Below are 19388 nucleotides of genomic sequence, written 5' to 3'. Positions count from 1 at the left end.
AAAAATCCCGCATGTAGCGGGATTTTTTATTTGTTATCCTTTGTTTAAAGGACTAATTATTTCTACATCGCTAAAAGCTATAGCTCCTCTTACAACACTATCAATAGTACTTTTTAAAGCTTCTATTAACTGCATTTTTAATTGAGATTTATGATAAATTAAACTTACCTCTCTAGCTGGAGGTGGAGTTTCAAATTCTCTAAGGTGTTCTTTGTCTTTTTCGTTTAAATCCAAAGTATTTAAATAAGGTAACAAAGTCATACCTAATCCATCTTTAGATAATTTAATCAAAGTATCAAAGCTTCCGCTCTCTAGTTGGAAATGATTTTTAGAATTTCTTTTGTCAGTTCTACATAGGTTAATAACACTATCTTTAAAGCAATGTCCGTCTTCTAATAATAAGATATCGTCAACCTCTAAGTCGTTAACTTCAATTTTCTTTTTTTCAAATAAACGATGTTCGTGTGGTATTAACCCTACAAAAGGTTCGTAGTATAGAACACGCTCTTTAATAGCTTCGTTTTCTAGTGGAGTAGCAGCTAAAGCAGCATCAATATGACCATCCATTAACTTTCTAACAATTTCCTCAGTAGTTAATTCTTCTATGATTAATTGAACTTTAGGATAGTTTCTACTAAATGTTTTTAAAAACATAGGTAATAGAGTAGGCATTATAGTAGGAATTATTCCAAGTTTGAATTCACCTCCAACATAACCTTTTTGTTGGTGTACAATATCTAAAATACGATTGCTTTCATCGACAATAACTTTTGCTTGTTCTACTATTTTTTTACCAACTTCAGTTAGCTCGATAGGTTTTTTAGAACGGTTAAATATTTTAGCATCTAATTCTTCTTCCAATTTTTGTATTTGCATACTTAATGTTGGTTGAGTAACGAAACAATGCTCGGCAGCAATTGTAAAGTTTTTATACTCAGCAACAGATAAGGTATATTTTAGTTGTGTTATAGTCATGTATAAAAATTTTCGATAAAGATATTAAAACTATCAATAGAATTTATAGTTTTTTGAATAAAAGTTGGCCTAATTTTGACATAGAAAAATTAGAAAAACAAAGATAAAAAATGAATACAACAGTTATAGGTTTAGATAAAAATAAAACAGAGGAATTAGTTAAAGAATTAAATAGTTTGTTAGCAAACTTTCAGGTGTATTATCAAAATGTAAGAGGTTTACATTGGAATATTAAAGGAAAAAACTTTTTTGAATTACATGTAAAATTTGAAGAGTTTTATACTGATGCTCAAGAGAAAGTAGATTTAATAGCTGAAAGAATATTAACATTACAAGGGACACCATTGCATACTTTTAGCGATTATACTGAATTATCAAAAGTAAAAGTAGGTAAGAATATATCTAACGATGTAGAAGCGGTTACTTTAGTGGTAGATTCATTATCAGAGTTATTAAAAATAGAAAGAACTATATTAGAATTATCTGATGAAGCTGATGATGAAGGAACAAATTCTATGATGAGTGATTTTATAGCCGAGCAAGAAAAAACTCTATGGATGATGAATGCTTGGTTAGGATAAAACAAAAAACGTAACAAAAACAAACAATAAGAAAAGCAACATAAATATGTTGCTTTTTCTTTTTAAGGAAATCGTGTAACTATTTTTTTTAAACTATCGTCTAATCTTTATAAATCAAATATCTAACCTATGAAAAATATAATAAAGTGTACAGCTTTTATCTTTTTGTTTCTCTTATCAAATATTTTAACAGCTCAAAACTTAGAGCAAAAGATTGATAATATCTTAAAGAAAGAATTTAAAAGTAATGAAACAGGAGTTACTGCTCTTGTAGCCAAAGATGGAAAAGTTATTTATCGAAAAGCATTTGGAAAAGCTAATTTAGAATTGGATGTAGATATGATTCCGGAAAATGTTTTTGAAGTGGGGTCTATAACAAAGCAATTTACTTCAGTTGCTATTTTAATGTTATTAGAAGAAGGTAAACTAAGCTTAGAGGATGATATAACTAAGTTTATTTCTGATTATCCAACTCATGGAAAAAAGATAACAATTCATCATTTATTAACGCATACCTCAGGTATTAAGAGTTATACTTCAATGAAAGAGTTTGGAAAAGTAGCTACACTTCACAAATCACCTTTAGAATTTATAGATTTCTTCAAAAATGAACCAATGAATTTTGAACCGGGGGAGAAGTATAAGTATAATAATTCAGGTTATTTTCTTTTAGGTTATATAATAGAAAAAGCTAGTGGAATGACCTATCAAAAGTTTATCAAGGAAAGAATTTTTGATAAGCTAAATATGAATTCATCGTATTATGGAAGTCAAACTGAATTAATTAAAAATAGAGCGTATGGGTATAATCGAAGAGGTGATGTATTTTCTAATGCGCAATATATAAGCTTAACTTTACCTTACGCTGCAGGATCAATTATGTCTAATGTAGATGATATGTTAAAATGGCAAACAGCTATAACAAATAATACATTGGTAAAAAAGGAAACAATTACTAAAGCTTTTAAAAACTATACTCTAAACAACGGAAAAAAAATAAACTATGGATATGGTTGGAGTTTAGATGAAATCAAAGATATTCCAACAATAGAACATGGAGGTTCTATACCAGGATATAAATCAATGGGAATTTATGTGCCAAGTAAAAATGTATATGTAATAGCATTCTCAAACTGTGGATGCATATCTCCTAGAAGTAGTGCTACAGAAATAGCGGCCTTGGTAATAGGTAAACCTAAGTTTGATAAAAATAATGTGGTTAAATTATCGAATGAAGAATTAAAAAAATGGGTTGGAGCCTATCAATTTGATAATGATGTTGTAAGATATATTACATTAAAAGATAATCAATTGTATAGTAAAAGGGAAGGTAGTAGTAAAGATTTTAAAATTTATCCAACCTCAGCAACTAATTTTTCTTTTGAAGATGGATTTATAGCATATGAATTTTTTGATAAAGGAGGAAAAAAAGAAGCACTTTTCAAGAATAGAATTAATAAAGAAAAAGGAGTATGGATAAATAAAAAAGCTCCAAAAGAGAAAAAAGAAATAAAAGTAACAGCTGATATTTTAAAAAAATATGTAGGAGCTTATGAGTTGCAACCGAATTTTATAATTACAATAAGAACTAAAAATAACCAAATATTTGCCCAAGCAACAGGACAACCAGAGTTTGAAATATTTGCAGAGACTAATAATAAATTCTTTTTAAAAGTAGTAAAAGCAAGTATAGAATTTCATACTAATGATGCAGGAGTAGTTGATGCATTAACCTTATATCAAGGAGGAAGAGTAATGAAAGCGAAAAAGAAATAGTTAAAACAAGTATTTAAGTAAAATACGAATACTTACAAAGGCAATCAGTAAAGCGGTTGCCTTTTTTAATTGAATAGGACTAAATAGTCTGGTGCTCATTCTACTACCAATTTGACCACCAATAAAAACAGTGATTAATAAAATAGAAGTCAAATGCCAATTGATTGTAAATTCAGGATTTGTATACTGTCCAATTAATCCAGCAATAGAATTTAATAAAATAAAAAAACTAGCAGTAGCGGCAATTTTTTTAGGGCTATCCCAATTAGTTAAATGAAGTAAAGGGGCTAAGAAAATTCCACCGCCAATACCTACCATACCAGAAATAAAACCAATAATACCACCATAACTAGCATTTTTAGAGATACATAAAGATTTCGACTCAGTTTCAGAAGAAACTATTTTTTTAGAAATCCACATGGTAATTGCGGCAAATAACAAAGTAAACCCTAGAAGTATAAAAAAGAAGGTTTGACTTATACGTAAATAACCTCCAATAAAAGCTAAAGGAACGCTAAATAATACTAATGGAAGTACTTTTTTCCAATTGTATTTTTTGTTTTGGATGTATAAAAAAACATTTCCACTTACAACCATTATGTTACACAATAAAGCAGTAGCTCTAATTTGAGAAAAAGCCAAGCCAGTTAATGCCAAAATGGCTAAATAACTTGAGCCTCCACCAAAGCCTACAGATGAGTATAACACAGCAACTGTAAAGAATAACAAAACAATATGCCAGTTTTGTAAAAATGTTAATATGAGAAAATCCATAGAAAATCGAAAATAATAAAATAGCATTTCTTAAAAGCTTTTTTAGATAAAAACTATTATAAAATTTTAAAAAATTGTAGATTAGTTCGCCAAAAAAATAGCAAATAATGAGTAACTACCATGTAAAAACCTTAGAGGAATATTTTCAAGTTTACAGAAGATCAGTACGAAATCCTGAATTATTTTGGGAAGAAATAGCAGAAGAACACTTTGTTTGGAGAAAAAAATGGGATTCTGTTTTAGAATACGATTTTTCAAAACCAGAAGTAAAATGGTTTGATGGAGCAGAATTAAATATAACAGAAAACTGTATTGACCGTCATTTACAAATTAGAGGAGATAAAACAGCGATTCTTTTTGAACCTAATGATCCCAAAGAAGCAGCTGAGCATATTACATATAAAGAATTATATAAGAGAGTATGCAAGTTTGCTAATGTTTTAAAAGAAAATGGCGTACAAAAAGGGGATAGAGTTTGTATTTATTTACCTATGATTCCAGAGTTAGCTATCTCTGTATTAGCATGTGCTAGAATAGGAGCGGTGCATTCGGTAGTATTTGCAGGTTTTTCATCAACAGCATTATCAACTAGGATAAATGATTGTGAAGCGAAAATGGTGATCACTTCTGATGGATCCTACAGAGGAGCAAAAACAATCGATTTAAAAGGAATTGTAGATGAAGCGTTAAACGATTGTGAATGTGTTGAAACTGTATTAGTAGCAAAAAGGATTAATTCTGACATTCAAATGAAAGAAGGCCGCGATAAATGGCTGCAACCGTTATTAGAAGAAGCGTCAGATTTTTGTGAGCCAGAAATAGTAAAAGCAGAAGATCCATTATTTATCTTATATACTTCAGGATCAACAGGAAGTCCAAAGGGAATGTTACATACTACAGCGGGATATATGATATATTCAGCATACACATTTAAAAATGTATTTAACTATAAGGAAAATGACGTGTATTGGTGCACTGCCGATATTGGTTGGATTACTGGACATAGTTACATAGTATATGGCCCTTTAGCTAATGGAGCAACTACAGTAATGTTTGAAGGAGTACCAAGCTACCCAGATTTTGGACGTTTTTGGGAAATAGTAGAAAAACATAAGGTAAGCCAGTTTTATACAGCACCAACAGCTATTAGAGCTTTAGCAAAGGAAAAGTTAGAGTTTGTTGATAAGTACGATTTATCTTCTCTAAAAGTATTAGGAACTGTAGGAGAACCAATAAATGAAGAGGCTTGGCATTGGTATAATGACAATGTAGGAAAAAAGAAAAGTCCTATTGTAGATACTTGGTGGCAAACAGAAACTGGTGGAATGATGATTTCTCCTATACCTTATGTGACACCTACAAAACCAACTTATGCAACATTACCATTACCAGGAGTACAATTAGCGTTAATGGATGAAGACGGAAAAGAGATAGTTGGAAATCAAGTAGATGGACGTTTGTGCGTAAAATATCCATGGCCATCTATGGCGAGAACTATTTGGGGAAATCATCAGCGTTATAAAGACACCTATTTCTCTGCTTTTGAAAATAAGTATTTTACAGGAGATGGCGCCTTACGTGATGAAGTTGGTTATTACAGAATAACCGGTAGAGTAGATGATGTAATTATTGTGTCAGGACATAATTTAGGAACAGCACCTATAGAAGATGCTATCAATGAGCATCCAGCAGTAGCAGAAAGTGCTATTGTAGGATATCCGCATGATGTAAAAGGAAATGCATTGTATGGTTATGTAATATTAAAAGATGTAGGAGAAGGAAGAAATCATGATAATTTACGTAAAGAAATTAATCAGATTATAACCGAGCATATTGGACCCATTGCCAAATTGAATAAAATCCAATTCACTATAGGATTGCCAAAAACACGTTCAGGTAAAATTATGCGAAGAATTTTACGTAAAATAGCGCATAACGAGTTAGATAATTTAGGAGATGTTTCTACCTTGCTAAATCCAGAGGTAGTACAGAGTATTATCGACGAACGTTTATAAAAACTTTGAAAAAAATATTTATAGCTGCAGTTTAATATGGTGTTGAACTGTGGCTTTTTTATTGTTGAAATAATAGAATAGAAGTTTTAAAGTAAGAATACTTTTAAAAACTAAACAGAGTATAAGTGTAGGAAATGGGGATGACTATACTCATGGGGGACGCACTAACTTCTTTTAAATAGGTTAGCATGAGGTAGACGTGTTAAAGGTGTTTTAATAGCTTAAATAAAGCCTTTGTCTCTAGCCATTAAGATAAGGTCTTTATCGTCAGAACTATTTACACCAAACATTTGCTTGATTTGACGTTTTCTTTTTTCAATACCAGCAAAAGAAAGTGGTATAATATTGGGTAAATCTTTCATTTTAGTACCAATAGATAGCTCATATAACATTTTTCTATCTAAATCGTCAATTAAATACTCACTAGTAACTTCGTTTCTTAAAAGCTTAGTAATAGTTTTACTATAATAAGGAGGATCGTTTAAAACTTCTTGTATAGCGGTTACTAATTCTTGAGGAGTAATGTCGTTTTTAACTAAAAAACCATCAGGGTTTATGCTTTTAAAAATGCTATGTACTCTATAGTTATCATTAAAAGTGGTAGAAACAATTATCCTAGATTCTGGTAGCATTGCGTTTATTTTTAAACCTAAATCCTCACCAGATAAAATAGTGCCATCAGAAGAAGCTGGTAATCGCATATCTAAAAAAATGATATCTACTTTTTTAGAAATATCAGCATGTTGCTTTATAAGGTCATAAGCGGTATCGCAATTATGGGCAACATGGATTTCAAATGTAATGTGTTCGTTTTGTTGATCAATGTAATTAAAAGCACTTTTGTAAGCTTCAGAAATTAACGGATGATCATCAATAATTAAAGCAGTGTATTTTTTATTATTCATTATTCATTGTATAAGGGGTTTTTATTAATAGGGAAGTACCTTTATCTACTTCCGATAAAAACTGTACTGTACCATTTAATTTTTCTACTCTCGATTTTATATTTTTCATACCAATACCTTTTTTACCTTTTTTGGGGTTAAAGCCAACACCGTCGTCTTTTAAATTGATAATTAGGTTTTGGTTTTCGTTAGAGAACACTAAAGTAACGTTTTTTGCTTTTGCATGTTTTATAATATTCTGCAAAGCTTCTTGTATAATTCTATAAACATTGGCTTTGGTAACTTCATTAATGTCTTTCCAAGCAATATTTTTATCAAAAGAAAACTTATAATTAAAGTTACCAATGGTACTTTTATCTTTTAATAATTGTTCAATAATACTAGTAAAGTTAATATTAGAGCTATCAAAATTATCGCTCAGTTTATGAGATACTTCTCTAATTTCTTTTTCAATTTCTTGTAGTTCGTTTAAAAAAGATTGATGTTTTTCAAGAGTTTGTTCATCACCTTTAAGGGGTAAGAAACCTAAACCAAAACGAGTTCCAAAAAGTTTTCCAAGAATCCCGTCGTGCAATTCTTCTGAAATTCTGTTACGCTCCTTAACTTTTTCCTCTTCAAGTTTTGCTTGTTGTTGTAGTGTTAATACATATACTTCCTCGTTAGCTTTTTGCTGTTCAGCTTCTAGGCGAAGTTTTTCATTTTTTACTTTTTGAACACGTAAAAAGTAAAGTAAGCTTAAAATAAGAATACCACCAATACTGGTAACAATAATCCAAATCCGTTGTTGGTTTAAACGTTTGGTTTCTGCAATATATTCATCGGTTTCAAACTCAATACGGGTAAATTTATTTTGTATTCTACGTTCTGAACTAATCAAACTATCATTAAACTCTATGTAGCGATCTAAATATTTTTTAGAATTTTGTTTGTCTAAATTGGCAAGTTGTTTTAAAGAGGTTAGGTAGTCTCCACCATTTTTAATTTGTTTGGCTAAAGTGTTGGCTTCTTTGGCATATTTTAAAGCATTGATAGTATCTTTAATATATTTATAATAATCAGATATAGATATCTTTGAACTTAAAATATTAGTTTTATCTCCTATGCTATCTCGGATTGTTAAAGCTTTAAAAAAATCTTTTTTAATACTAGTGGTATCTTTCATTAATAATTTACAATAAGCTCTATTATTTAGAAGTCTAGCTAAGTTTTTTTTTTGTGTATTAATTTTAAGAGCTTTATTATAATATTCTAAAGCTTTGTTGTAATCTTTTTTCTTGAAATGTGCTCTACCAATATTATTTAATAATATTTCATAATACTTAACTTTATATTCTGTTTTATCTAAGTAAAATAAAGCTTTAGAATAATAAAATAATGCTTGATCATATTTTTTGATATCGTTTTGTAAATACCCTAAATGGTTATATGCTCTGTAAAGCTTTTTATAATCTTCTAATTTTTTTAAGAGTTCTATGGCTTTTATATTTAGAACTTCACTACCAGTATAATCTCTATAGCGTCCTTTAATTCGGGCCATGCCATAAAGTATTTCAGCAGCTTCTTTTTTATGGTCTTCTTTAATAAAATTTTCGTAAGCTTTATTGAAATGAAAATAAGCCTTATCAAAAATTTCTAGACGAACATAATACGTAGCATAATTCCAATGTGCATCTGCTGTAGCGTATGTATGCTTGTTTTTTGTAGCATAGTTTAAGGCTTTCTTATTTACTTTAAAAAATGAAGTAGTATCTTTTAAATTGTAATATTCATATGCAATAGAGCTTAATTCTAAAGGAAGCGGTTTGTTGTTGTTTAAAATATAATTATAAGATTTTTTTAAAAGCTTTGCTTTTGAAGTGCTATCTAATTTTTTATTCTTTACCTTTTTTAGCCAAATTTTAATACTGTCATTTTCTAATTGAAGATATTTTTCAGATGCAGAAAAACATTTTATATTTACTAAATATAAAAAAAGTATAAAAGCTAGTATTGTTTTAAGAGGTTTCAATAGTTGCTGGTTTTAAGCAAAGCTAAAAAAAAAGCCCTTAACATTTGTTAAAGGCTTGTATTTATAAAAGAATTAATTTCCTTTCCCTCCATCACCATCACTACCATCACCATCGTCACCACCAGTATCACCGCCACCACCGATATCATCACCATCATGGGTTCCATCGATGCTTCCATCACCTCCGGTAATAGTAACGAATTCAATATTATTTGTTTCAGGAACTAAATCGTCTTTTGTTAAGTCTGTACAACTAGTTGTTAAAAGGATTAGCATGCTGATTAGTAAAGTAGTTTTTAAAGTTTTCATAATTTTCAATTTTTAATATTTGACATTAGTTTTCCATGCCGCATATGCAGCTGTAATTGTATCGAATTGGTTATGTTCGATTATTTTTGAGCCTTGGTAAAATCAAGGCAATAGTCATCTAGCCCAAGTAATTTGGGTAGTTAGTAGAATTAAGTTGATATAGAACATCAACTCGTGAAGACTCATTACTACTAAGGCCTATTGAGTACAACAGACTTCAGGAATTCTACATTATCATAATAAAGGAAGCGTTTTGCAATTTTTAATGAACGCTAGTTGATTCTATCACTAAAATAGTGACATAGATTGTGTAAGTGAACACAATTTTAGTAAGCGTTGTTGTTTAATGAGTAAACGTCCTTTTTCATTTAGTTTGTGCAATTTTAATATAATCATAGCTTTCAATTTCGTTCAATTAAGATAGTGAAAAATAACGAATTATCCAAATTTTTTAACACTTTTTTTACTGTGTTTGTTTTCTTTTTTTTGAATAAAAAAAGGCGCCCTATTAAGGCGCCTTTTGTATATATACTATATTATTGACTTGTTGTTAACTCATCTTTAAATATTGCTTCTTACAATAAACATCCTTACTCATTTTTATATAACTGCCATCACCTCCTATAGTTAGTCTTTCGATGATTGGGTTTAAATAAAATAGTTTCATAATCTTTAAATATTAATTTGTTAAATAATCATTCAAATACTTCTAAATGATTACGGTACAAATATATAAAATATTTTAATAAAAACAAGAAAAATATTGAGTTAAACTGCTGTTAATCATGTGTTTAGGTTGTTTTTAAGGGTGAGAGGGTCCTGTCCAGATATTATCTAGATTTTAGCTTGTTAGCAACAGTTTGTAGTTCAGTTGTTTATGAGTCAAGGTGTACTTTTTATATGTTTAAATTAAAATGTCAATATTTTTAAAAAAAATTATAAAAAAAGCGTCCAATTTTAGTTGGACGCCTTATATAGTGTTAATTTATATGTTGTATCATATTCGAAAATTGTCAGAAATAAACATACTACGTCCGTTTTTATAAAATTGTCCATCAACAATTTCACGAAAACTACAAGTTGGCTTCATTAGCCATATAGCGATATGTAAATTTATATTCATCATTTAAAGAGCAAATATACATTATTTTTTAAAATGTTAAAAAAAAGCTAATTGTAAGAGTTAAGTTTCTGTAAGACAGTGTTTTTTTTACTTGTTGATGAAAAAGTAAGTGTTTCACTTACTTTTAGTAAGTGTTTCACTTACCAAGTTTTTAAAAGCATAAAATATCTTTGTAATGGTTAAAAATTAAACTCTCACAAGGGTTAGATATGGATGGGGGTCCGTATCGCGTCGTCAAGGGAAAATTATATGAAAAAAGAAAACAAAATGAATGTTTTACTCTAACCAAAGTAAAAAATTTAAAATGCATGTCACAAAAACGCCTAATTGGGCGTTTTTTGTTTTTTAAATTCATAAACTTATGTAAGTTTACCTTCAATATACGACGTATGTTGCATCAACATAAACATTATTTAAAATGAAAAAACTAGTTTTATTAATAGCTATTGCTATTGTTTCTATAGCATGTAAGAATGAGCCTAAAAAAGAAACTCAAAAAACAGAAGCTACATCAACTGAGGTTAACGAGAAAAAATATCCTAAAGAATTAACAGAGGTTTTCAAAAAGCATGGAGGAATTGAAGAGTGGAATAAAATGAAAACGTTATCATATACTTTAAATAAGGAAGAGCATACAATTGATTTGCATTCAAGAAAAACAGTAATTAATTCACCTGAATACTCATTAGGGTATAATGGAAAAGACGTTTGGGTATCTGATACTACTGCTTATAAAAAAGATCCAAAGTTTTATTATAACTTATATTTCTATTTTTATGCAATGCCTTTTGTATTGGCAGATGATGGAATAGTTTATTCTGAAACAAAACCAATAGAGTTTGAAGGAAAAAAATACCCAGGAGTTAAAATATCTTATAAAGGAGCTATAGGTTCTTCTCCAGATGATAACTATTTTATATATTACGATCCAACAACCAAAGAAATGACATGGTTAGGGTATACAGTTACTTATTTTAGTAAAAAACCATCTGATAAGTTTAGCCTAATTAGATATAATGATTGGGAAAATGTTAACGGTTTCTTATTACCAAAATCAATAACTTGGTACCAGAAAAATGAAGAAGGTAATCCTACTGTTCCAAGAGGAGAACCAACTGAATTTAAATTACCATTATTAAGTCAAGCATCATTGGCTGATAGTTTTTTCGATAAACCAAATAAATAAATGAGTCAACAAAAATATACTTGGAAAAAAGAGTACATACTAGTACTGTTTGCAAACCTGATTTATATATCAATATTTTATATTATAACAAATTTATATACTAGTTAATTATGCAAACAATTGATTGGATTGTACTCTCTTTAACATTATTGTTTATTGTATTTTATGGTGTTTGGAAAACACGAGGAAGCAAAAATGTAGAAGAGTATATTAAAGGTGGAAACGAAAGTAAATGGTGGACTATAGGTCTATCTGTAATGGCAACTCAAGCGAGTGCCATTACTTTTTTATCAACTCCTGGACAAGCATTTCATAGTGGAATGGGCTTTGTGCAATTCTATTTTGGATTGCCTATTGCTATGGTTATTATTTGCTTAGTTTTTATACCTATTTATCATAAATTAAAGGTTTATACGGCCTACGAGTATTTAGAAGGTCGTTTTGATAAAAAAACAAGAACGCTTACCGCAATTTTATTTTTAATTCAAAGAGGTTTAGCAGCAGGGATTACCATTTTTGCACCAGCCATTATTTTATCGGCTGTTTTAGGATGGGATTTGATAACGCTAAATATTATCATAGGATTTTTAGTAATTATTTATACAGTTTCTGGAGGAACAAAAGCAGTAAGTGTTACACAGAAGCAACAAATGGCTGTAATCTTTGCAGGTATGTTTATTGCTTTTTACTTAATATTACAATACTTACCTGACGGAATTACATTTACAAAAGCTTTAGAAATAGCAGGAGCTTCAGATAAAATGAAAGTACTTGATTTTTCTTGGGATTTAAATAATCGTTATACAGTTTGGACAGGTATTTTAGGAGGTACTTTTTTAATGCTTTCTTATTTTGGTACTGATCAAAGTCAGGTACAACGATATTTATCAGGGAAGTCAGCTAGAGAAAGTCAATTGGGTTTAATTTTTAACGGTTTGTTAAAAGTTCCAATGCAGTTTTTTATTCTGTTAGTAGGGGTAATGGTATTTGTTTTTTATCAGTTTAATGCCTCACCTTTAAACTTTAATCCAAAAGCAAATGAAGTTGTAGAGAAATCTCAATATGCCAATGAATATAAAGAACTACAATTAAAACATATTCAAATAGAGAATAGCAAAAAGACATTAATATTTGAAGGTTTAACAGAAGAGAACAAAAAACAACTTCAAGAGTTAAATGAACAAGATAAGAGTTTAAAAGCTGATGCAAAAGCTATAATTAAAAAGGCAAATTCAGAGGTAGAAACGAATGATAAAGACTATGTTTTTATTCACTTTATATTACACAACTTGCCTAAAGGGTTAATAGGTTTATTGTTGGCTGTAATCTTATCGGCAGCTATGTCGTCTACAGCATCGGAATTAAATGCTTTAGCATCTACCACAGCAATCGATTTATACAAGCGTAATGTAACTAAAGAATATAGTGAAGAGCATTATGTAAAAATGTCTAAATGGTTTACACTAGGATGGGGGCTGTTAGCTATTCTAGTTGCTTGTGTCGCCAATTTATTTGATAATTTAATCCAGTTAGTAAATATTATAGGGTCCATTTTTTATGGAAATGTATTGGGGATTTTCTTATTAGCATTTTTCTTTAAAAAAGTAAAAGGAAATTCGGTGTTTGGAGGTGCGTTGTTGACACAGATTATAATTTGTTTAATATATTACTTTGGTATTTATAAATTAGAGCAAGAAGGAGGACAGCCAATAATAAGTTATCTATGGTTAAACTTTATAGGTTGTATTTTAGTTTTATATTTCTCTCTGATATCTATTATAAAATCAATAGACAAGAAAAGTAAAATCACTTTATTATTAATTTCAATAGGTATTTTAAAGATTATATACGATTTATTTAATGACGGTCCACTAAGTGTATTACATGTAGTTTATTTAATAATCTTATTTATTTACCTTGGATTTATTAATGTTGAAAAGGATAAAGAATGATTACAGCAAGAAAAGCAAATTTAGAAGACTTACCTATTTTACTTGATTTTGAACAAGAGTTGATTAAGGCAGAGCGTCCTTTTGATGAAACATTAAAAGAAGGAAAAATATCTTATTATGATATTAAAGCGATGATTTTATCTGATGAAGTGGAGGTAATGGTAGCGGTTGAAAACGATGAGATAATAGGCTCAGGTTATGCTAGAATTGTGATACCAAAATCGTACTTCAAATTTGATAAGTTTGCTTATTTAGGTTTTATGTATGTAAAACCTACTCATAGAGGAAAAGGAGTGAACAAAAAAGTAGTTGAAGCTTTAAATACATGGATACTTTCGAAAAATGTTTCTGAAGTAAGACTTGATGTATATGCAGAAAATCACGGAGCAATTAGAGCTTACGAAAAAGTAAATTTCAAAAAGAACTTGATAAATATGAGAATGAGTTTATAAGAAGTGTAATTTCTTATAAACTCATTTTATATATAATTTTAGCAATCTGCTAAACCAACAGTTACAGCTAAACCTCCTTCTGAGGTTTCTTTATAGTTACGGTTCATATCTTTAGCAGTTTCCCACATGGTATCAACAACTTTGTCTAGAGGAACTAAAGATTCTTTTGGGTTGGTTTCTAAAGCCATTTCAGCAGCATTAATAGCCTTAATAGCTCCCATGGCATTACGTTCTATACATGGTACTTGTACTAATCCTCCAATAGGATCGCAAGTAAGTCCTAAATGATGCTCCATTGCTATTTCAGCAGCAACTAAACATTGTCCAGGAGTTCCTCCTAATAGTTCAGTAAGAGCAGCTGCAGCCATAGCAGAAGAGACTCCTATTTCGGCTTGACATCCACCCATAGCAGCAGAGATTGTTGCATTTTTCTTAAAAATACTACCAATTTCTCCAGCAACTAGTAAGAACTTTTTAATATGTTCAAAATCCCCATTATGGTTTTCAATTACTAAGTAGTACATTAAAACAGCAGGAATTACTCCCGCACTTCCATTTGTAGGAGCGGTAACAACTCTACCTAGAGAAGCATTTACTTCATTTACCGATAAGGCTAAACAACTAACCCATTTAAGTATTTCTCTAAATTTTACCTCAGTACCTCTAATAGCGGTAAGCCATTCTTCTTTACTGTTGTAGGTAGCTCCTTTTATTAATTTTTGATGAGTTTCAAAGGCTCTTCTTTTTACGTTTAAACCTCCTGGTAAAACTCCTTCGGTATGGCATCCTATATACATGCATTCAAGCATTGTATCCCAAACGCGTTTTAATTCAGAGTTTATATGATTCTCATCGTTTAGAATTAATTCATTTTGAAAAACAATATCAGAAATATTTTTCCCTTCATTTTCACAATACTCTTCTAGTTCTGTAGCTCTATTTATTGGAAAAGGAAAGTTCTTTTTGTTTATTTCTGTATCGGCAGATTCACTTACCTCTTCTTGAATAACAAAACCACCACCAATAGAGTAATACGTTTCTGTAGATATTTCTTTTCCTTTAGAAAAACCTCTAAAAGTTAGTCCATTAGAATGAAATGATAAAAAGTCTTTATTAAAAACAACATTATCAGTTGAAAATACAATCGTTTTCTCTGCATTAAAATCTAAACGAGTAGTGGTTTTTATTTTATTGATAATAGTGTCTATATCATCTACAGGAATGTACTCAGGATCGGTACCGCTTAACCCTAATTGCACAGATAAATCGGTAGCGTGTCCTTTACCAGTTAAAGATAAAGAACCGTATAAATCAATTCTAATACCATCAATGTTATCAAAAAGATTATTGTCTTTTAGTTTTTTAATCCATTGTTGTGCGGCTCTCCATGGCCCTAAAGTATGTGAACTAGAAGGACCAACGCCAATTTTTAGCATATCGAAAACACTAATAAATTGCGACATAATATAGGTTGTTTGTTGACGGCTAAAATAGAAAAAGTCCTGTATTTATTGAATACAGGACTTTATTTTTTATACGAATAAAGAGAATTTACATTCCGTAAACAGATTCTTTATCAAATTTCTTAGTAAGCATGTAGTATACAACTGCACGATACTTATTTCTTTCAGATCTTCCAATTCTTTCCATAACGTCGTCAATAGCTTTGTCTAATTCAGGACTATCATCTAAACCTAATTTTTTCATTAAGAAGTTCTTCTTAACAGTTTCCAATTCTTTAGGGTCTGAACCTGAAACAGTTTCAGCATCTTTTTTATAGATAGATGGCCCTAATCCTTTTGTCACAGCCTTTAATAAATCAGTGTTAGAACGGATATCTCTATCGTCCATAAACTTTTTATACAGCTCTACTTTTTCGTCAAATTTACTCATGATTTTTTGTTTAAAATTAGATTTTAATTTTTTGTAGATTTCTTTAATCCTTTCAAATATAGAAAAATAATTTGTTCTTTCAAATACCTAAAATAGCTAGGGAATTCCTAGTTGAAATTGTTAATTAAATTGTTGAAAACAAAAAGAGATTTGAGTAAAAAGGCACTGTTCTTGTAGTAAATTTATATAAATTCAAATCTGTTGCCTATGTCATTATCAAAATTTGAATCAATGTTAAAAACCAATGATGTATATTTTTTTGATGCTGCTGAGTTTGAAACAATTATAGAGCATTACTTAAATATAGGTAAACATTCATTGGCAAAAAAAGCTGTACAGCTGGGGTTAGAACAGCATCCTACTTCAATTCAACTTAAACTCATGAAAGTTGAACTTTTAATATTTGAAGATGAATTAGAGGAAGCTGTAAAGATGTTAACAAACATTGAAGCAGTAGAACCTCATAACGATGAGGTGTACATTCAGAAAGCTGTTATTTTATCAAAAAAGAAAAAACATATAGAAGCTATTTCAATACTAAAAGAGTCTTTACAATACATTGAAGACCCTGTAGATATATGGTCTATGTTGGGAATGGAATATTTGTATTTAGACGATTTTGAAAATGCTCGTTTAAACTTTGCAAAATGTATTGATGTTGATTATGAAGATTATTCTTCATTGTATAATATTGTATATTGTTTTGATATGCAAGGAAACCATGAAGATGCTATAAAGTTCTTAAATTCTTATTTAGATAAAAATCCTTATTGTGAAGTCGCTTGGCATCAATTAGGGAGACAATATTTTGAAATAGGAATGTTTAAAGAAGCCTTAACTTCATTTGATTATGCTGTGCTTATAGATGATAGTTTCATTGGAGGGTATTTAGAAAAAGCTAAAACTTTAGAAAAACTAGATCGTTTTGAAGAGGCTATTGAAAATTATTTAATAACATTAGAATTAGATGATCCTACTGCTTATGCGTATGTAAGAATAGGGGAGTGTTATGAAAAGTTAAATAATATTCATACAGCAATTCATTTCTATAAAAAAGCAGTACATGAAGATCCTCTTTTAGATAGAGGGTGGATTCTGTTAACAAATGCTTGTTATAGCAATGAAAATTTTCAAAAAGCATTATACTACATTAATAAAGCAATACAAATAGATGAAAGTAATGCTCTATATTGGAGGAAGTATGGAGATATTAATTTAAAATTAAACTTTTACGAAGAAGCAGTAAAAGCTTTTTATAACTGTATTGAGTTAGGAGATAAAGAAATTGAAATTTATATAGCTTTAACAGATATCTTATTGTTCTTAGGAGAATTTAACCAAGCTTTAAAAGTTTTGATTAAAGCTAAAAAGATATATAAAGAATTTGCAGAGGTGGAATATCGCTTATGTGGGTTATTTATGATTTTAGATAAAGAAGAATATAGTTTAACGCATTTGAAAAATGCCTTAGCTATAGATTATGAATATCATTCAATCATAAAAGAGTTGTATCCTTCAGTTTATGAAAAAGAAAGGGTACAGGAAATTATATCCAATCACAAAAAAGTAATAAAGTAAAAGAAAAGCTCCAAAATGTAAATCTTGGAGCTTTTTTATTGTTTGTTATATGCGCAAACTTAAGAAATATGTTTCCATATCTTACGTAAAACTATAATACAACCTAGTGTTAAAACAGAGAGTATAATAGCAATTAAAGTTTTTCCGTAAATCCAGTTTCCAGTTGCAAATAGAAAACTATACACTCCAATAGTACCAGTTGTAAATCCAACAATTTTAGCACCAATATTTTTAAACTTATCTTCTCCTTCAAAAATTAATTGATTAAAATTATTTATTGTGTTTTGATCAGTTGGAGAAGTTAAAAAAGTAACTAAAACCCATCCAATAGTAGTAATTAAAACACCTATAATTAATTGCCAATAACCAGCTATTTCAATCATTGGAGTTTCCATTTTACCATTGATAAAAAAGAAAACAGCAATGAAGAAAGAGATAGCCATTGCAGCTATTTCACTATAAGGATTTATTCTACTCCAAAACCATCGTAAAATAAATAATAAACCAGTTCCAGCACCTATTTGAAGTAGTAAATCAAAAACATCTTTTGCCGATTGTAAATAAAAAGAAAAAAGAGCGGCAAATAACATTAATAAAACTGTTGATATTCTTCCGATGATTACTTTTTGTTTTTCTGAAGCATCTTTATTGATAAATCGACTATAAAAATCATTTACTAAATATGAACTACCCCAATTTAACTGTGTAGAAATAGTACTCATAAAAGCAGCGATTAATGATGTTAGTACAATACCTAATAAACCGGCAGGTAAATAAGTCATCATTGCAGCATATCCAACATCGTGACCTTGCATTTCTGTAGTTAGGCTAGGAAAGGCTTGATTCATACTTTCTAAAGAAGGGAATATGATTAATGATGCTAATCCAACAATAATCCATGGCCAAGGACGTAAAGCATAGTGCGCGAAGTTGAAAAATAAAGTAGCCCAAGTAGCATTCTTTTCATCTTTAGCAGCTAGCATTCGTTGAGCAATATAACCACCTCCACCAGGTTCAGCTCCAGGGTACCAAGTACTCCACCATTGAACAGCAAAAGGAATGATAAATAATGTAATTAAAGCTTCTGTATTAGAAAAATCAGGTAGCATTGCTAATTTAGAGCTAACATTTGGATGTGATAATAAGTTAGAAAGACCATTAATTTCTGGAAGGTTTACAATATATACAGTAGCCCACACAGAACCTACCATAGCAATTAAAAATTGAACAAAATCGGTAAGTAAGACACCTTTTAAACCTCCTAATGAAGAATAAATTACTACAATTATAGAAGAATATAAAAGCATTTCTCCTTGAGAAATACCTAATAATATATTTGCAATTTTTGCTCCAGCTAAACAAACTCCAGCCATGGTTATAATATTGAAGATAACTCCTAAATATATAGCTCTAAACCCTCTTAAAAAACTAGCTGTTTTACCAGAGTATCGTAATTCATAAAATTCTAAATCGGTTGTAATACCCGATTTTCTCCATAGTTTAGCATAGAAGAATACAGTAAGCATACCAGTAAGTAACATAGCCCACCATACCCAGTTACCAGAAACACCATTTTTTCTAACGAGTTCGGTAACCAGTCCAGGAGTATCTGCGGCAAAGGTTGTTGCAACCATAGATACTCCTAATAACCACCAAGGCATATTTCTACCAGATAAAAAGAATTCGGAACTATTTTTCCCAGCAGATTTAGAAGCCCAAACTCCTATAAGTAAAGAGATTATAAAAAATCCTACAATGATTATATAATCAATAGTGGTTAAAGTCATAATTTTTTGGTTTATTGGCTAATGTAATTAAATATTTTCAAACGTTAAATTGCTATTAAAGTCGAAAACGATTT

At 29.8% G+C, this 19388-nt stretch carries 15 protein-coding genes; 7 read left to right on the top strand and 8 right to left on the bottom strand.

All coding sequences use genetic code 11. The annotated features are described in order from the left end of the window. Positions 1-33: 33 nt before the first annotated feature. Positions 34-975, bottom strand: coding sequence for a hydrogen peroxide-inducible genes activator (locus F7018_RS05705; protein ID WP_150899051.1), 942 nt, complete (start codon positions 973-975; stop codon positions 34-36). A gap of 110 nt (positions 976-1085) precedes the next feature. Here F7018_RS05705 and F7018_RS05700 point away from each other — a divergent pair, with 110 nt between their 5' ends. Both F7018_RS05700 and F7018_RS05695 read left to right on the top strand, forming a co-directional pair. Next, entirely contained in the window at positions 1086-1556 is a 471-nt protein-coding gene (locus F7018_RS05700; RefSeq protein ID WP_150899050.1) for a Dps family protein, read from the top strand. A gap of 129 nt (positions 1557-1685) precedes the next feature. Then, the gene (locus F7018_RS05695; protein WP_150899049.1) at positions 1686-3332 is read left to right on the top strand and encodes a serine hydrolase; all 1647 of its coding nucleotides are present in this window, start codon (positions 1686-1688) and stop codon (positions 3330-3332) included. Here the strand turns inward: F7018_RS05695 and F7018_RS05690 are convergent, their stop codons facing one another. Then, a complete protein-coding gene (locus F7018_RS05690; protein ID WP_150899048.1) occupies positions 3333-4106 on the bottom strand; it encodes a sulfite exporter TauE/SafE family protein in 774 nt (257 codons plus the stop codon). A gap of 107 nt (positions 4107-4213) precedes the next feature. On the opposite strand from F7018_RS05690, the gene acs reads away from it, so the two are divergent. Next, positions 4214-6121: an acetate--CoA ligase gene (gene acs, locus F7018_RS05685; RefSeq protein ID WP_150899047.1), complete on the top strand. Its 1908-nt coding sequence runs from the start codon at positions 4214-4216 to the stop codon at positions 6119-6121. 221 nt (positions 6122-6342) lie between these two features. Here acs and F7018_RS05680 read toward each other — a convergent pair whose 3' ends face one another. The 3 genes from F7018_RS05680 to F7018_RS05670 all read right to left on the bottom strand — a co-directional run bounded on the left by F7018_RS05680 (position 6343) and on the right by F7018_RS05670 (position 9343). After that, a complete protein-coding gene (locus F7018_RS05680) occupies positions 6343-7026 on the bottom strand; it encodes a response regulator (RefSeq protein ID WP_150899046.1) in 684 nt (227 codons plus the stop codon). After that, a complete protein-coding gene (locus F7018_RS05675) occupies positions 7019-9034 on the bottom strand; it encodes a tetratricopeptide repeat-containing sensor histidine kinase (RefSeq protein ID WP_150899045.1) in 2016 nt (671 codons plus the stop codon). Before F7018_RS05675 ends, F7018_RS05680 begins: the two co-directional genes overlap by 8 nt. Positions 9035-9106: 72 nt before the next feature. Continuing rightward, a complete protein-coding gene (locus tag F7018_RS05670; RefSeq protein ID WP_150899044.1) occupies positions 9107-9343 on the bottom strand; it encodes a DNA primase in 237 nt (78 codons plus the stop codon). 1541 nt (positions 9344-10884) lie between these two features. Between F7018_RS05670 and F7018_RS05665 the strand changes: the two genes are divergently transcribed. The 3 genes from F7018_RS05665 to F7018_RS05655 all read left to right on the top strand — a co-directional run bounded on the left by F7018_RS05665 (position 10885) and on the right by F7018_RS05655 (position 14056). Further along, on the top strand, positions 10885-11652 hold the full coding sequence (locus F7018_RS05665; protein WP_150899043.1) for a DUF6503 family protein: 768 nt from the start codon (positions 10885-10887) through the stop codon (positions 11650-11652). A 110-nt stretch (positions 11653-11762) separates the two neighbouring features. After that, positions 11763-13604: a sodium:solute symporter gene (locus tag F7018_RS05660; RefSeq protein ID WP_150899042.1), complete on the top strand. Its 1842-nt coding sequence runs from the start codon at positions 11763-11765 to the stop codon at positions 13602-13604. Continuing rightward, complete coding sequence (locus F7018_RS05655) at positions 13601-14056, top strand: GNAT family N-acetyltransferase (protein WP_150899041.1); 456 nt, start codon at positions 13601-13603, stop codon at positions 14054-14056. Before F7018_RS05660 ends, F7018_RS05655 begins: the two co-directional genes overlap by 4 nt. 38 nt (positions 14057-14094) lie before the next feature. Here the strand turns inward: F7018_RS05655 and F7018_RS05650 are convergent, their stop codons facing one another. Continuing rightward, entirely contained in the window at positions 14095-15519 is a 1425-nt protein-coding gene (locus F7018_RS05650) for an L-serine ammonia-lyase (RefSeq protein ID WP_150899040.1), read from the bottom strand. Positions 15520-15607: 88 nt separating this feature from the next. Further along, positions 15608-15949: a DUF2853 family protein gene (locus F7018_RS05645; RefSeq protein ID WP_150899039.1), complete on the bottom strand. Its 342-nt coding sequence runs from the start codon at positions 15947-15949 to the stop codon at positions 15608-15610. Positions 15950-16156: 207 nt separating this feature from the next. On the opposite strand from F7018_RS05645, the gene F7018_RS05640 reads away from it, so the two are divergent. Further along, a complete protein-coding gene (locus tag F7018_RS05640) occupies positions 16157-17527 on the top strand; it encodes a tetratricopeptide repeat protein (RefSeq protein WP_150899038.1) in 1371 nt (456 codons plus the stop codon). 59 nt (positions 17528-17586) lie between these two features. Here F7018_RS05640 and F7018_RS05635 read toward each other — a convergent pair whose 3' ends face one another. Next, positions 17587-19314, bottom strand: a complete 1728-nt coding sequence (locus F7018_RS05635) for a sodium:solute symporter family protein (protein ID WP_150899037.1) — start codon at positions 19312-19314, stop codon at positions 17587-17589. Positions 19315-19388 lie beyond the last annotated feature (74 nt).

Source organism: Tenacibaculum aiptasiae (assembly GCF_008806755.1).
Taxonomy (GTDB): Bacteria; Bacteroidota; Bacteroidia; order Flavobacteriales; family Flavobacteriaceae; genus Polaribacter; species Polaribacter aiptasiae.
The sequence above is the reverse complement of the archived record's forward strand: the minus strand, read 5'-3'. Positions and strand labels throughout refer to the sequence as shown.